General features: G+C 62.8%; 9 protein-coding genes. 6 read left to right on the forward strand and 3 right to left on the reverse strand.

Translation table 11 applies throughout. The features are described from left to right. Nucleotides 1-272: 272 nt before the first annotated feature. From DKB71_RS09960 to DKB71_RS09980, 5 genes are all read left to right on the forward strand, one after another. On the forward strand, nucleotides 273-551 hold the full coding sequence (locus DKB71_RS09960) for a hypothetical protein (protein WP_408600220.1): 279 nt from the start codon (nucleotides 273-275) through the stop codon (nucleotides 549-551). Next, the gene (locus tag DKB71_RS09965; protein ID WP_408600221.1) at nucleotides 539-2,857 is read left to right on the forward strand and encodes a T6SS phospholipase effector Tle1-like catalytic domain-containing protein; all 2,319 of its coding nucleotides are present in this window, start codon (nucleotides 539-541) and stop codon (nucleotides 2,855-2,857) included. Before DKB71_RS09960 ends, DKB71_RS09965 begins: the two co-directional genes overlap by 13 nt. Beyond that, entirely contained in the window at nucleotides 2,844-3,416 is a 573-nt protein-coding gene (locus tag DKB71_RS09970; RefSeq protein WP_408600223.1) for a DUF3304 domain-containing protein, read from the forward strand. The genes DKB71_RS09965 and DKB71_RS09970 overlap by 14 nt, the downstream gene beginning before the upstream one ends. Nucleotides 3,417-3,595: 179 nt before the next feature. Continuing rightward, nucleotides 3,596-4,168, forward strand: a complete 573-nt coding sequence (locus DKB71_RS09975; protein ID WP_408600224.1) for a DUF3304 domain-containing protein — start codon at nucleotides 3,596-3,598, stop codon at nucleotides 4,166-4,168. After that, on the forward strand, nucleotides 4,156-4,302 hold the full coding sequence (locus tag DKB71_RS09980) for a hypothetical protein (protein WP_408600226.1): 147 nt from the start codon (nucleotides 4,156-4,158) through the stop codon (nucleotides 4,300-4,302). Before DKB71_RS09975 ends, DKB71_RS09980 begins: the two co-directional genes overlap by 13 nt. A gap of 170 nt (nucleotides 4,303-4,472) precedes the next feature. On the opposite strand, the gene ampC is transcribed toward DKB71_RS09980, so the two are convergent. Together ampC and DKB71_RS09990 are read right to left on the reverse strand one after the other, a co-directional pair. Further along, nucleotides 4,473-5,576: a class C beta-lactamase gene (gene ampC / locus DKB71_RS09985; protein WP_408601074.1), complete on the reverse strand. Its 1,104-nt coding sequence runs from the start codon at nucleotides 5,574-5,576 to the stop codon at nucleotides 4,473-4,475. Between the two features lie 68 nt (nucleotides 5,577-5,644). Beyond that, a complete protein-coding gene (locus tag DKB71_RS09990; RefSeq protein WP_408600227.1) occupies nucleotides 5,645-6,373 on the reverse strand; it encodes a Crp/Fnr family transcriptional regulator in 729 nt (242 codons plus the stop codon). A 148-nt stretch (nucleotides 6,374-6,521) separates the two neighbouring features. Between DKB71_RS09990 and DKB71_RS09995 the strand changes: the two genes are divergently transcribed. Further along, nucleotides 6,522-6,701 carry a hypothetical protein gene (locus DKB71_RS09995; protein ID WP_408600228.1) on the forward strand — a complete coding sequence of 60 codons (180 nt, stop codon included), beginning with the start codon at nucleotides 6,522-6,524 and terminating at the stop codon, nucleotides 6,699-6,701. A 27-nt stretch (nucleotides 6,702-6,728) separates the two neighbouring features. Here DKB71_RS09995 and DKB71_RS10000 read toward each other — a convergent pair whose 3' ends face one another. Further along, entirely contained in the window at nucleotides 6,729-15,371 is an 8,643-nt protein-coding gene (locus tag DKB71_RS10000; RefSeq protein WP_408600230.1) for a GH36-type glycosyl hydrolase domain-containing protein, read from the reverse strand. Between the last annotated feature and the right edge of the window lie 94 nt (nucleotides 15,372-15,465).

The raw sequence follows: 15,465 nt of genomic DNA on the forward strand, positions 1-15,465 counted from the left end.
GTAGGAGCGAGCTTGCTCGCGAAAAAACCGAGATGGCCGCGGGGTGTCAGGCTTACAGAGTTTTCGTTAACGACCATCGCGAGCAAGCTCGCTCCTACAGGGTTGTCCGATACTTTTAACCCCGGTATTCCAATACAGAAAAGCCCTACACCCTTCTCAGAAACGTCCCATTTCCAACTTATTCAACTTAACCAAAGCTTTCATCCATCAGGACCTGGGTGAACGCAAAACCCTTCCTGCAAATTCTCCCCGCAGACCAGGAAGGACTGACCATGAGCACGCCTCCGCGCATCTTTTTCGACCACACTCGCCACAAATTTGCCATCCGCTGGTTCGACGCCGTCTTCGACGTCCTGGCCTTCGAAGGCGAAGAACACCTCAGCCAGCCCTTCAGCTACCGCATCGAATTCACCTGCACCGAGCAGGACCTCAGCGCCGAGCAGATGCTCAACAAGGACGCTCGTTTCAGTCTGTATCTCCCGCCGTCCAAGCTCTCTTACCCGATCAAGACCCCACTGCAATCGCCGGAGCCCCAGTCATGTCCGAAGTGAAACACGCTTCTATGTGGTACCCGCCAGCGTTTCCGGTCGAGGGACGTTTGCCTCGTAACGTCGCGCAGGTCTATCAAAATAACCGGCGCCAGTGTCAGCTGGAGGCGGATTACCACGATGCCTTGTGCGTGGCGGCCGGGCGCCGGCTGATGCCGCCTTGCTGCAAGACCTTGCACATCAGCCTGTTCTTCGACGGCACCGGCTATAACCTCAATAACGACCTCTACCTGTCGGATCCCCGGCACCCGACCAACATCGCCCGGATGTTCCGCGCCAGCATTGGTGACGGCCATGCCGGCGGCACCGCCCACAGCACCGAGGCCAAGGGTTTGACCGATGCGGCAGGGACCGGCAATGGCCAGTACTTCAAGTACTACATGCCCGGTGTGGGCACGCCGTTTACCGAAGTCGGTGACCTCGACTACAGCCTTCTGGGACTGGGGGGAGCCTGGTACGGCGAGGAACGGATCAACTGGGGCCTGTTGATGATCCTCGATGCCGTGCGCCGCACACTGGGGCTGCCACGGCTGGACAACGCGGCCCTGCTCAACGCGGTCAAGGCCATGGGGACCTGGGCGGGTGTGGAGTCGATGGACGGTTATGCCACCCGCAGCCGCGAACTCAACAGACAGCTTTGGGCCATTGAGAAACCGCTGCGCATCGCCTTGACCCAACCGCAACCCGGCCAGGTCAAGCTACTGGGCATCAAGTTGTACGTCTATGGTTTTTCCCGTGGCGCATCGGCGGCGCGGGCGTTTGTCAGCTGGTTGAACCAGCTGTTGACCCGGTCCGAGCCGGTCTTGGCGTTACGACTGTCTGACCTGCGACTGCCCATCAGCGTCGAGTACCTGGGGCTGCTGGACACCGTGGCCTCGTTCGGTCTGGCCGATATCGTACCAGGGGCCAACGGCCATATGAGTTGGGCCGATGGCAATCAGGAACTGCCCGCCAGTAGCCTGGTCAAGCGTTGCCTGCATATCGTTGCCAGTTACGAACAACGGTTGAGTTTTCCACTGGAGTCCATTCGCCGGGAGAAGGGGGGTTACCCGGCGAATAGTGTGGAGGTGATTTATCCGGGCGTGCATTCGGATCAGGGTGGGGGGTATCCGCCGGGGGATCAGGGTAAGGCTGTCAGTACGGACCATCGGGTAGGAGACAGTCTGTTGCTGTCGCAGATTGCCTTGAACGATCTGTATGCTGATGCCTTTGCAAATGGCGCACCTTTGAAAGTGCCAGAAGAAATTCTGCCAGAGGCGGTTAACCGAGACGGTTGGCGGGCGATGGAGCCCGAACTGTTACGAGAGTTTATTGCGGCGCCAACTTTGGTAAACCGCTTCAATGCCTGGCGCGAAGTCACTCTTGGTCTACCCACCGATCTCCAAACGCTGCCTGCGGAAGAGATCGAGCACTATCGGCCACTACCCGCCAACACTAGTTTGGAGCAGGCCCTACGCGAGCAGATGAGTTGGATCACTGCCTGGCGCATCGACCGCTACGCGTTCGCCAGTTTGATGCATACACCGTTCTATCTTCAGGCGAGCGACCTCCAGGCCGACGAGGAAGTCCGAGCTCGCGCCGAAGAAGAGCGCGACCAGAATCAGGCAGCGGCCGTAAAAAGCCGCAAGCAGCAGCGGGCTCGCGAATTTCTCAGCCGCGAACCGAACATGCCGCTGGAGCCTGGGGTCAAGGATTTCGATGCCGATATGGCACAAACCCAGTTGCGCGAAGCGGCCGAAGAATTTGCCGCGCATTATCGCGTCCTCAGCCTTACGGATCCTTTGGTGATGCGGGTCGCGCTAGTGATGCCCATTCCCGGTTTGATGGCTCATCAGGTCTCCTCCCGGGTGCGGCTCGAGCGTCAGCGAATGAAAGCCGAGGGACAGGCGCGTGTCGGTCAGCTATTCCCGCCGCCGTTGCGCGAAATCAATCATCAAAATGAAACCCGGCGCGGCAATGTCGACGAAAGCCGCAACGCCACGGAACCTGAAGGGCTATTGCGCGCACTGTTCGACGATCAGGTCCACGACTCACGCGCCTGGTTCTTGTACACACGGGGACGTGAGTGGTTCGGCAGCTACTTCGGCGAACGCATGGTGTTTTTCGGCGAGGCCGGCCGTCGCGACCTGGCGCTGTATGGCGAGAACGGTGAAGTGCTGGCGCGTACCAACCCGAATGCCGGGCCTGCCGGCGCCGCGCAACCTGTGGTTCTGGACGCCGAGCAGCTGGCCAAGGCCATGCAAGACATCGATGCGCTGTGGGAAGCGTTCTATGCCCAGGCTGGCAAGGTGAAAAATGCGTCCGCCTGAACCTTTTTTTCGATGCGTGGCACACGGGAGCAAACCGGAGCTCAAGCCCAACTCATATCGCAAACGAGCCTTCGTCGTCGGCGCTTTGATCGGCAGCCTGTTTGCACAACCTGCTCAGGCCAGCACGCTCGACGCCATCAATCACACTCATTGGGCAATCAACCATTTCAGTGTCGATGGCCGTTCGGGCATCGATATCATCGGGCCTTATCAAGGTGGTGGGGGCGGCTGTTGCTTCATGGCGCCGGCACGCTGGCAACCTGGGATGACAGTACGTGTTGATTGGGAGACGGGCGCTGGACGCTCTGCGGGTTACCCCGGCACTGGTGATTGGCTCAAGTACTTAGCCTGGGTCGACCAAATCAATGCGCAAAAACGCCAACACAGCAAAGTCGTCCCAGTCCCTGACTACACCGGCCAAAAAGTCTGCGGCCTCACCGTGCACTTCCTGCCCTGCGAAGAACTGCAAGTCAGCACCTCCTGCTACGCCTACGGCAGCCCTGAATACCCGATCAAGACCCCGTTGCATTTACCGGAGCCACAGTCATGTCCGAAGTGAAACACGCTCCTCTTTTGTACCTGCCAGCGTTTCCGGCCGAGGGCCGTTTGCAGGCAGAGGCCGTGAAACGCCGTAGGCAACAGCGGGCTCGCGAATGGACGCCGAGCACCTGGCCAAGGCCATGCGAGACATCGATGCGCTGTGGAAAGCGTTCCATGCCCAGGCTAATGAGGTGAAAAATGCATCGGCCTGAACCTTTTTTTCGAGGCGTGGCGCAGGACCGCAGGCCCGAGCTCAAAGCCAGCCCATGGCGCGAACGGGCCGTTATCGTCGGCATTCTGGTTGGCAGCCTGCTTGTTCAAGACGTCCAGGCCAGCACTCTTGAAGCCATCAATCACAATCACTGGGCAATCAACCATTTCAGTGTCGATGGCCGTTCGGGGATCGACATTATCGGGCCCTACCAAGGTGGTGGTGGGGGTTGCTGCTATGTGGCGCCGACACGCTGGAAATCGGGGATGACGGTGCGTGTGGATTGGGAGACGGGGGTGGCTTATCCCGATGGTTTCCCCGGCTTTGCGGATGAGATCAAGTACGAGGTCTGGGCGGAAGAAATAAGAGCTCAAAATCGCCAACACAGCAAAGTCGTCCCGGTCCCTGACTACACCGGCCAAAAAGTCTGCGGCCTCACCGTGCACTTCTTGCCCTGCGAAGAACTGCAAGTCAGCACCTCCTGCTACGCCTACGGCAGCCCCGAATACCCGATCAAGACCGCGTTGTATTTACCGGAGCCACAGGCATGTCCGAAGTGAAGTACGCCGATGGGCGAAAGGGCTGCGCTGCAGCCAGTCAGCTGATCCTGATGAGCGAGGTGGGCCAGTCGCTACTGATCGCCCTGATGAACACCCTGGCCAGGGGCAGGCCGGCACGCGCACCCAAGCGTTAGCCGACTCGCTGATAAGCTCGGCGCTGAAACTGATTACCCAGGCCCCTGGACGCCACCTTCGGCCGCTCTGATTATGGAGGGCAGGGCTTGCTGCGGGCGGCGTTCCGACAGCGGTTCGTCAGGCGACAACGGTGTCGGCTGTTCGTCCGCCATCGCCAGTAAGCCGGCTCCTACAGGGCTAAAGACTCCAATATCTGATGAGCAATCTTCACCCGCTCCTCATTCGGATAATTTTTATTGGCCAGAATCACAACACCCATATCCTTCGACGGCACATACGCAACGTAAGCCCCAAACCCACCGGTTGAACCCGTCTTGTTGAGCAGCACATCTTCAGCCTGCGGTTGCGGTGGATTCAGCCACTGAACCTGATGCGCCTCCATGGCCATCGCCGTCGAATTCCCCGCCAGCAGGCGATCGAGAGTGGCCGGATAGCGATACATCTCCCACCCAAGCCCCTGGGTCATGTCGCCGACGCTGTAGTAACCGGTATGGGTCAAGGCGATCGCCTGTTGGAGGGGTTTTTCCAGGCTGGCCGGTTGCAGGTTGGCCTGGACAAAAGCGATCAGGTCCGCCGCACTGGTTTTCACGCCGTAGGCTTCGGCATCCAGCGCCCCCGGCCCGACCCGTACGGGTTTGTCGGCCTTGTTGTAGCCTTGGGCATACAGCGCCATTTGATCCTGCGGCACGTTGAGCCAGGTGTGTTTCAGACCGAGCTTGGGCAGCAGGGTGTTTTCCATTAAGACATTGAAGGGCTGGCCCAGTGCCTGGGCGGCGAGGTAGCCGGACAAACCGATGCTGGGGTTCGAATACAGGCGGTGGCTGCCGACGGCGTATGCCGGCTTCCACTGCTGGTAGTAGCCGAGCATCTTGTCCGCCGAATCCGCCTCGGCCGGGAATTGCAGGGGCAGGCCGCCGGCGGTGTAGGTGGCCAGCTGCAATACACTGATGTGGTCGAACGCGCTGCCGTGCAGGGCCGGCAGTACCTTGCTGGCCTTGTCGGTCAAGGCCAGTCTGCCGGTGGCCTGGGCGTAGGCGGCGAGGGTGGAGGTGTAGGTTTTGCTGACCGAGCCGATCTCGAACAGGGTGTCTTGGGTCACCGGGCTGCCGGTCTCTTTTGAGGCCAGGCCATAGTTGAAGTAGTGCGGTTTGCCGTTGAGGGTGACGGCCACGGCCATGCCGGCGATGCCTTGCGCTTGCATGACCGGGCGCACGGCGTTGCTGACGATCGATTCGAGCGGGTCCCGGGCGAGGGCCTGGCCTGCCGCGAGCATCGCAACGCAGGCGGCCAGAATCTTCAATCTTCCGAGATTGATCGTGTCCGTCATGGGTATCGCTCCATTCACTTGTCGCGCCGCATTGGAAAGTAGGGCAGCAGGCGTTCGGTTTCTTTTTTGACCACGGCGTAGCATTCGCAACTCAGCTCCTCGAGACGAGTCCTGTCCAGGACCTTGATGTGGCCCCGAGTATATTCGATGACCCCCAGGCGCTGCAGCTTGCCGGCGGCGTCGGTCACGCCTTCGCGGCGTACGCCGAGCATGTTGGCGATCAGTTCCTGGGTCATGGTCAGTTCGTTGCCGGGCAGGCGATCGAGGGACAACAGCAACCAGCGACACAGCTGCTGGTCGATGGCGTGGTGGCGGTTGCACACCGCCGTCTGGGCCATTTGCGTGATCAGCGCCTGGGTGTAGCGCAGCATCAGCAGGAGCATTTCTTCGTGGCGGTTGAACTCGTCCTTGAGTTGCTGGCCGGGCAGGCGGTAGGCATGCCCGGCGCTTTGCACAACGGCGCGGCTCGGCGTGCTTTCGCCGCCCATGAAGACCGCAACGCCGATCAGGCCTTCGTTGCCGACCACCGAGATCTCGGCCGAGGCGCCGTTCTCCATTACGTACAACAGCGACACGATGGAGTCGGTGGGGAAGTAGACATGGCGCAGGGCGCCGCCGGACTCGTAGAGCACTTGGCCAAGGGGCAACTCGACCAGCTCGAGGTGGGGCAGCAGGCGGTCCAGCGCTGGCGCCGGAAGCGCTGCCAGCAGGTAGTTCTGTTGTGGCTTGGGTACAGCGAACATATCAGCCACCCTTCGAAGGAAAATTCCCTGAGGGGGACAGGTTACTCCAAAGCACACTATGCGGGGCAACGCACCGACGTCGCCGCTGCCATCTGCAATGCTCAAGGGAGCGACGCTGCCTCTGCAGCGCCGGACGTTGGAGATGGCCATGAGCAAACATATTGATCCGAATCTTCGCCAGGGCCCTGGCAAGCCCACTGCGAAGCAACCACAAAGCACGCCACCACCCCTGCATCCCAAGCACGGGCAGGCGGCCGACCAACCGGTTCACAGCAAACTGAGCGACGCGGTGCAGCCGTACCACCAGGGCCCGGGCAGTAACGCCTGAACCCTGTTCCACCCAGCGCGCTGGATCTCAACGCTCCAGATCGGCTTCGACGGTTCTGTCGCAGCCAGGCATTTGCGCCTGCTGCGCTTTTATCGGGCAGGTCACCAGCACCTGATGGTCCCTGACGTCATCTGATAATTGCAGCGCGTCCTGACCCAGCAGCTCGCCGTCCAGCATGATCACCAGCGTGCTGGTCGTGCCAGGGCGCACATCGATATGGTAGGTCGTCGCCCCGTAGCGGTAGCGCAGCGTGTAGCCAGGCCAGCCCTGCGCCAGCAGCGGTTCGATGTGCAATGCAGTGCCGACACGCTGCAAGCCGAGCAATGACTCGACGATGAAGCGGTACATCCAGCCGGCCGACCCGGTGTACCAGGTCCAACCCCCGCGGCCCGCATGGGGCGGCGTGCCATAGACGTCGGCCGCCATGACATAGGGCTCGACCTTGTAGGTCTCGATCCGGCTGGCGACTGCATCGCCCGCAGGGTTGATCATGTCGAGCAACCGCCAGGCCCTGGCGTTGTCCCCTAGCTCGGCGAACGCCATGCCGGCCCAGACCGCTGCGTGGGTGTACTGCCCACCGTTTTCCCGCACGCCCGGCACATAGCCCTTGATATAACCGGGCTCTAATACGCCTGTGTCGAAAGGCGGGTCGAGCAGCAGCACCGCGCCTGTGTCGGGGCGTACCAGGTGCTGCTCCAACGAAGCCATGGCCGTGCGCCGTCGCGTTTGCGGGGCGGCACCCGAGAGTACCGACCAGCTTTGCGCGATCGAGTCGATGCGGCATTCGTCATTGTTGGCCGAGCCCAGGATCTGGCCGTCGTCAAACCAGGCGCGCCGGTACCAGGCACCGTCCCAGGCATGCGCTTCCAGACTGGACTGCAGCAGTGCGGCCTGCTGGGTACAACGCTGTGCGAACACAGGGTCGCCGTGCAACTGGGCAGTGTGGGCGAAGCGCTGCAGGACATCAAAGCCGAAGAAGCCCAGCCACACGCTTTCCCCTTGGCCCAGATGGCCGACCCGGTTCATGCCGTCGTTCCAGTCGCCCGTGCCGACCAAGGGCAGGCCGTGGCTGCCGCGCGGCAGGCTGTGTTCGATGGCGCGGACACAATGCTGATAGAGGCTTTCCTCGAGGTGCGATTTGCCCGGCAGGTCGTAGTAAGACTCCTCCCCGACATTGAGCGGGCGGCCTTCAAGGTAGCCCACGGGCTCGGCCAGCACGCTGAGGTCGCCGGTGACGCTCACATAGTGACTGGTCGCCAACGCCAGCCACAGATAATCGTCGGAACAGCCACTGCGCACACCGCGATCCAGCGGCGGGTGCCACCAATGTTGCACGTCGCCTTCGGCATATTGATGGGCCGCACACAACAACAGGTGGGCACGCACGCTGGCGGGATCGGCATGGAGCATCGCCATGCTGTCCTGCAGTTGATCGCGAAAGCCGATGGCGCCGCCGGACTGATAGTAGCCACTGCGGGCCTGGAAGCGACAGGCGATCACCTGGTACATCAGCCAGCCATTGACCATCACATCGATGCTCGGGTCGGGGGTCTGGACCTGGATCACGTCCAGTTGCGAACGCCAATGCTCGCGTACCACCTCCAGTTGCGCGGTGGCCGCGGCCAGGCCGCGGTATTGATGAACCAGGCGCAGGGCGGACGCCGTGTCCCTGGCTGCACCGAGGCGGAAGACCACGTCCTGCTCTTCACCGCTGTCGAGATCCAGGGCCACCTGGATCGCCGCGCAAGGATCGAAGCCGCCACCGGTGCGGCCCGACAGGCGTGCCTGCTGCAGTCCGGCGGGTGCCTTGAGGCTGCCGTTGCGGCCGACGAACTCGGTGCGATCGCCGCTGATGCTGGTGTCGGTCGAGTCGGTATCGAGGAACGCCACCCGTTCGCCAAACTCGATCGAATAGGCGTTCCTGGCGAAGAATGCGCCGCTGGTGGGGTCGGCTTCCGTCACCACATGCATCGCCGATTTGCTGCGCAGGTCGCCCAGTACCCACTCGACGTAGCAGGTGGTCGACAGGCGCCTCGGGCGACCTGAGCGATTGCGAATCTGCAAATGCGAGAACTTGATCGAAGCATCCAGCGCCACATACACCCACAGCTCGGTGTGGATGCCGTCCTCATCGTGCTCGAACACGCTGTAGCCGAAGCCGTGCCGGGTGCGGTACTCGCCAGTACCGGGACAAGGCTGTGGCGTCACCGACCAGAAATGCCCGGTTTCTTCATCGCGCACATAGATCGCCTCGCCGCTGGCGTCGGTGATCGGGTCGTTCTGCCACGGGCTCAGGCGAAATTCGTGGGCGTTTTCCATCCAGGTGTAGGCGCCACCGCTTTCGGAAATCACCGAGCCGAAGTGCGGGTTGGCCAACACGTTGGCCCATGGCGCCGGCGTCGGCTTGCCAGGCTGCAGAGTCATGACGTACTCGCTGCCATCGGCACTGAAGCCGCCATAGGCGTTGCCCAGCAGCAAACCGTCGAGGGCGGGCAGGGCAGTGGTCGCCGTAGTCTTGGCCTGGCGCTTGAGGGTGGGGACCAGCGCCGGGGACACCGGGCTGGCGTGACGCCGTTGAAGCTGTTCGGCAATGCTGCCTTTGCTTTCGCTCAGCACCAGGCGCGCCACCGACAGGATCAACGTGCGGTCCTCGTTCGACAACTGCTGGGCCGGCCGCACGAAGATGCCGCCGGGATGGTCAATCAGCGAGGCTTCGCTACCGGAGGTAACCACCCCCATGATCAAGTCCTGGAGTTGCTGGCGATAGCCGGCCTGGTCCTCGTTCCAGATGACCAGGTCGACCATCAGGCCTTTTTGTCGCCAGTAGGCATGGGCCTTGACCATCTGCTGCACCAGCTCGATGTTCTCGACGGTGGCGATCTGCAGCAGCACGATGGGCAGGTCACCGGAAATAGCCTGGCCCCAGAGGCTCGATTGATTGCGTCGGTTGGCCATTAATACGCTGTTTTCCGCGCGCAACGAGGCGTTGGCGTAGAGGATCGACGCGGCCATCTGTTCAAACAGGCGGGCATCTTCCGGCGTTACATTGAGTTGGCGCAGCAACACCTGGCTGTGGGTCCAGGCCAGGTCGAAGACGCGATCGGCGAGGTGACGGTCGCGGAATTTGTTGATCAGGTACAGGCAACCCTCACGGCTGTCCGCGACGCCGGTCACCAGGTCGATGGTCGCCGTTTGCCCGGGTTCCAGGGCAATGCGGCAGCGGATCGCGACGATCGGGTCCAGCACCGAACCGGCAGTGCCGGACAGCTGCTGGACGTGGCCATCGAGCGCCGCCGGTGCGGCAACGTCGCGCCCTCGGCCGATGAAGCGCGCGCGATCGGTCTCGTAGGAAATCGCGTCGATGTCCGCGCCATGGACCGCCATCAGGTGGCACATCCAGGGCACGGCTTCCTCAGTGGAACGGCGCCTGCGGGTGCAGACGATAGCCTGCAACGCCGGCAGCAGTTCGGTCTGCACGAACAGGTTGCTGAAGGCCGGGTGCATGGCATCACTGATGGCCGGCGCCAGGACCACCTCGGCGTAGGTGGTGATCTCCACGCTACGCCGTACGCGGCCGCGGTTGGTGATGTGCAGCCGGCGCAATTCGATGTCGTCTTCGGGCGACACGACGATCTCGGTGTGCGTATCGAAGTCGAGCTCGCGAACCCGAAACTCGGCCCGGGCATCGCTGAAGATCGCCTCATGGCTTTCTGGCCGGTGCAGGGTCGGCTGGTGCGCCGAGGACCAGAACACGCCGCTGCTGACATCGCGCAGGTAGCAGAACATGCCCCAGTTGTCGCGGGTCGCATCTTCACGCCAGCGGGTCACGGCGATGTCGTTGCAGCGGCTGTAACCGCCGCCGGCACTGCTGAGCATGACGTGGTAGCGGCCGTTGGACAGCAGCTGGACGGCGGGGCGCTTGCGCCCGGGATCGGCGAACACGCGAAGCCTGGTTTCCTGGGTCCCGGCATTGTCCCCCGTGGCAGGGTCGTGGGTCGCATGCAGGTAGGGCGCGGCGGTTTTTGGAACACGTTCCTGTAGCAACAGGAGGGTCGCCTGGAAGGCCGGGATCGACTCGAACCGGCGCTGCATGGGCCGGTCCAGCAGCAGGCTGGTCAACGCCAGCAGGCTCATGCCCTGGTGGTGCGCCATGAATGAGCGCACCACCGCATAACGCTGGCCCCGGGGCAGGCGTGCCTCGGTGTAGTCGACCGCTTCGTACAGGCCATAACGCCCCGCCGAGCCCTGGGCCGCCAGGCGTTGCAGGTTGCGGCAGGCCGCTTGCGGCTCGACCATCAGCGCCAGGGCGCTGGCGTACGGCGCAATCACGGTGTCCTCGGCCAGCCCGCGCTTGAGGCCAAGGCCTGGCACGCCGAATGCCCGATACTGATAATTGAAGTGGCCGTCCAGGGTGTTGTAGCCCGACTCGGACACGCCCCAGGGGATGCCCAGCTGGTTGCCATGCTCGATCTGCAAGGCCACGGCCGCGCGGCAGGTCTGCTCCAGCAGCGTGCCTTCATAGCTGGGCATGACCAGGTTGGGCATCAGGTACTCGAACATCGAGCCGGACCAGGACAGCAGCACCGGCACCCCGCGATTGTTGCTGAGCAAGCGTCCGAGGGTGAACCAGGCCTGTTGCGGCAGCTGGCCCTGGGCGATGACCACGAAATTGGTCAGGCGCACTTCCGACGCGAGCAGGTCGTAGTAGCCGTTGTCCAGCCGTCGTTCGTCGGCGTTGTAGCCGATCGAGAACAGGTCGCGCTGGGCATCGTAGAGGAAGGTGAAGTCCATGCTCGCCAGAGACGCGGACAATTCGACCAGGTGCTCGAGCTGGCTGATTCGGGCGCGAGCCAGGGTTTGTACCACCTGCACTTGCGCCTGATCGGCGGGCAGCCACAGCGTGATATCGAGCTCGGCCATGTGCCGCAGGGTGAGTGCCTTGGCCTGGGTGGGTGCCTGCGGCAGCTCGAAGCGCAGCCACTCTGCGCGCAGATCCGCGCACTGCATCTGCAATGCCTGCAGCCAGTAGTGGACTTCTTCAGCGGCGCTGGCCGGGCTGTCGGTTGCCAGGGCCTGTGCCTGATCGAGCAGTTGCAGGAGGTTGTCCTGAACGCTGGCCGATTCCACCTTTGCCCTCAGTTCGAGCACGGCACGGTCATCGAGGCCCGCACCTTCCAACGCCTGTTGCAGCACATCGAGAGTGTCGCCCAGGCCGCCAAGGCTGCGTCGATCGAACAGGGGCGTGTCAATCAATCCCAATAGCCCCGGCCGCAAGGTGAGCAACAGGCCCGCCAGGTTGCCGCTGTCGACGGTGGATACGTACCGAGGTGCCAACGGTTGCAGTGTCTGGGTGTCGTACCAGTTGTAGAAGTGCCCCTGATGCCGCTCAAGGCCGTCCATGGATTCAAGGGTGGCGTTGATGCGTTCAAGCAGGCGCCCGCTGCTCAGATAGCCGAAATCGTGGGCCGCCAGGTGCGAGAGCAGGGCCATGCCCATGTTGGTCGGTGAAGTCCGATGGGCAATGGTCGGCTTGGGTATTTCCTGGACGTTGTCCGGCGGCAACCAGTTGTCCTCAGGGCCCACATAACGATCGAAGAACGCCCAGGTCTGGCGTGACAGCATGTGTAAAAAGCGCAGGTCCTGCGCGGATGGACTGAACCCTGTCGGGGTCGTCGGCAGGCTGATCCACCAGGCAATCGCCGGGCTCGCCAGCCACACCAGCAGCAAAGGTGCCGCCAGTGCGAGTACATGGGGAGAGGAGAGCAGGGCCGCGAACAGCAGCAGCGCCAAAGCAGGAGCAATCCACAGGCTTTTATACATGCCGGCCAGATCGTTGCTACTGGAGCGCTCCACCTCACGGGAAGGCTGCCATTGCAGCAGGCGACGCTTGCTGATCAGCATGCGCCACAGCGAGCGGCCAATCGCGTCGAAGCTCAGCAACGCATCGGAGGGCAACCAGACAATCGACAACAGCGCCCGCATGAAATGCTGGCCCGAGGTGTGCAGGGCCGCCGTCAGGTGTTGCCCCAATGGAATATCGGCCGCTTTCTGCACCAGCGCCAGTACCGACTGCAGCACGGGTTGCAGGCAGACCAGTATCACCACCGCCAACGTCCAGGAGGCGGCCTCGTTCGTACCCAGCCAGCCCCATGCCAGCATCGCGAGGAAGGCGCCTGGTTCCAGGCTGCGGCGCAGATTGTCGAAGATTTTCCAGCGGGCCAGGTTGCTCAGGCGATTGGCCGCGAACCCTCCCTGGGGTTTCGGTGCCCACGGCAGGGCCCAGTACAGCACTTGCCAGTCGCCGCGAATCCAGCGGTGGCGGCGCTTGGCATCGGCGCTGTAGCGCGACGGGTATTCCTCATACAGCTGCACATCGCTGAGCAGTCCGCAGCGGGCATAGCAGCCTTCGATCAGGTCATGGCTGAGGATGCGGTTGTCGGGCAGGCAACCCTCGAGCGCCTGTTCGAAGGCGTCGACCGCATAGATGCCCTTGCCGATGAAGGAACCGTTGTGGAACAGGTCTTGGTACACATCGGAAACGGCGCGGGTATAGGGGTCGATACCGGCATCGCTGCCAAACAGGCGGGCGTAGGTCGAGCGTGCCGTGCTAGGCAGGCTGATGCCCACCCGTGGCTGGAGGATGGCGTAACCGCTGACGATCCTGCCGCTCTTTTCATCGAATACCGGATGGTTCAGCGGGTGCATCATGGTGCCGATACACTGGCGCGCGACATCCCGTGTCAACAAGGTATCGGTGTCCAGGGTAATGACGAAGCGCACCGCACTCAGGGGCGCGATATCCCCGACAATCAAGGCAAAGCGATCCTGACCTTTGCCTCGCAGCAATGCGTTGAGCTCGGCGAGTTTGCCGCGCTTGCGCTCATGCCCCATCCATACCCGCTCTGTAGCACTCCAGTGCCTGGGCCGGTGCAGCAGGAAGAACCGGTCGACCTGGCCATCGGCATACTTGTGGTTGAGCGCCTCGATCAGTTGGCGCGCCAGGGCGAGCAGTTCGGCATCTTCGGGCATCACCTCGGCGGGGGCGTCCATGAAATCACTGAGCAGGGCAAAATGCAGGTTGTCATCGCGATTGGCCAGGAAGCGCACTTCCAGGCCTTCCGCCAGGGCCTCGATGTCGCCGGCGTTGGCAAACATCGTCGGCACCGCCACCAGCGTTCGTGCATCGGTCGGTATGCCCTTGCTGTAATCCAGGCGGGGCAGTAGCGACGGGGCGACGGTGAGGGTCACCAGCCAGTTGACCAGTCCGATCGCCAGGCGGCTGGTCATCAAGAGTGCGGGGATCGCGAGCAGGACCAGACCCCAGGTGGGTGTGCCGCTGTGATAAGCGCTGCTGAGAAATGGCCAGGCCAACAAAAATGTCAGCAGCAGAGCAGGGCACAGGTAGAACTTCAGCGGGGCGCTCTGCAGCATTCGCTTCCAGCGTTCGAGCGGCGACACGCTGGCGTGCAGCGCCTGCTCCAGGCTGAACAACCCGTCAGCCACCAGGTAATAGCCCACGTGTCCGGTCACTCCGGCGGGTTGTGGGGTGTTGGCCAGTTCGATGGCGGCGCGTGCCACCTGGGCCTCAGACTGCACGCAATGCCGGGCCAGACGTTCGACCACATGGCGGTAGCGATCGCGGGTGGCGAAGTCCATGTTCGCGTAGACGCCCGCCGGGTCGGTGCACAAGACCTGTTCGACATGGCTGAGCAGTTCGACGAACTCGCGCCAGTCGGTCGCTGCCAGCAAGCGCAGGCTGGCGATGCTGTTGCTGATGGACACCTGGTCACCGGATTGCTGCTGGGCATCCATCTGCACCAGGCGTTCGATGGTCAGGCCGGCCTCACCGAGGGTTTGTTCTATCCACGCCATGGGCAAGATCAGCGCGGCGCTTTGCCCGTGCAGGCGGCGCGCCAGTTCGGCCACGAAGGCTGGCGTCATCGGTGGCGCCGAGCGCGCCATGTCGGCCACGGTCAAGACCACGCTCTTGGCGTCGCGCTCGGCCATTTCGATCAGGCGATCGGCCCAGTCATCGGCCAGGTTGCGGTCATCGCGGTTGGCCATGACCCGGGACGCCACGCGCCGCAGGTTCTCGATCAGCGCCAGGCGCAGCATGATCGGGATGGCCCACAGCTCGCCCAGGGTCAGCGGCGTGATGGTCTGGTACGAGGCGATGAAACAATCCAGGCTCGGCGCATCGACCCGGCCATCGCCGTGGGCGATGGTTTCCAGGGCGATGTCGTAGACCCGCGGCAGGCCTGCCGAGGGCCCTTCGGCCAGGCGTGGCAGCTCGCGGCTGTAGCCGTCGGGCAGGTGGGTCCTGGCGGTGCGGATGTTTTCTTCGATCAGGTAGAAGTTGTCCAGCAGCCATTCCGCCGCCGGGGTGGCGCGTCGACTGGACTGTTGCACGGTCTTGAGCGCTGCGCAGCTACGTTCCAGCAGCAGTTGGTTGTCGGTCAGGCGGCCGAGCAAGGCATCCTTTCTGGAAAGACGCCCGAGCACATGTTGGCGAGCCAGGACGATGCCGTGGTCGGCCATCTGCTGCGCATTGAACAGGTCGGAACGCAGGATGGGCTCGTACTCGAACTTGTGCCGCGCGGCACTCCACCTGAGCCAGATGGCCGGTGAGCGCCAAAGGCTGGACAGTGTGCGAGTCAGGATATTTTCCATGAAATCCTTCGTACGACCTGCGCAGGGCAGGGCGCATGTGGAATGAAGGCGGTTCTACGCCAGGCTAGGTGTGCGGGGCATTGCGCCGCCGGGC

This window comes from Pseudomonas sp. PLMAX, from assembly GCF_046042685.1.
Classification (GTDB): domain Bacteria; phylum Pseudomonadota; class Gammaproteobacteria; order Pseudomonadales; family Pseudomonadaceae; genus Aquipseudomonas; species Aquipseudomonas putida_AE.

Coding starts and splice junctions, on each gene's coding strand:
- DKB71_RS09960 (WP_408600220.1), top strand. CDS start 273: ATGAGCACGCCTCCGCGCATCTTTTTCGACCACACTCGCCACAAATTT.
- DKB71_RS09965 (WP_408600221.1), top strand. CDS start 539: ATGTCCGAAGTGAAACACGCTTCTATGTGGTACCCGCCAGCGTTTCCG.
- DKB71_RS09970 (WP_408600223.1), top strand. CDS start 2,844: ATGCGTCCGCCTGAACCTTTTTTTCGATGCGTGGCACACGGGAGCAAA.
- DKB71_RS09975 (WP_408600224.1), top strand. CDS start 3,596: ATGCATCGGCCTGAACCTTTTTTTCGAGGCGTGGCGCAGGACCGCAGG.
- DKB71_RS09980 (WP_408600226.1), top strand. CDS start 4,156: ATGTCCGAAGTGAAGTACGCCGATGGGCGAAAGGGCTGCGCTGCAGCC.
- ampC (WP_408601074.1), bottom strand. CDS start 5,576: ATGCTCGCGGCAGGCCAGGCCCTCGCCCGGGACCCGCTCGAATCGATC.
- DKB71_RS09990 (WP_408600227.1), bottom strand. CDS start 6,373: ATGTTCGCTGTACCCAAGCCACAACAGAACTACCTGCTGGCAGCGCTT.
- DKB71_RS09995 (WP_408600228.1), top strand. CDS start 6,522: ATGAGCAAACATATTGATCCGAATCTTCGCCAGGGCCCTGGCAAGCCC.
- DKB71_RS10000 (WP_408600230.1), bottom strand. CDS start 15,371: ATGGAAAATATCCTGACTCGCACACTGTCCAGCCTTTGGCGCTCACCG.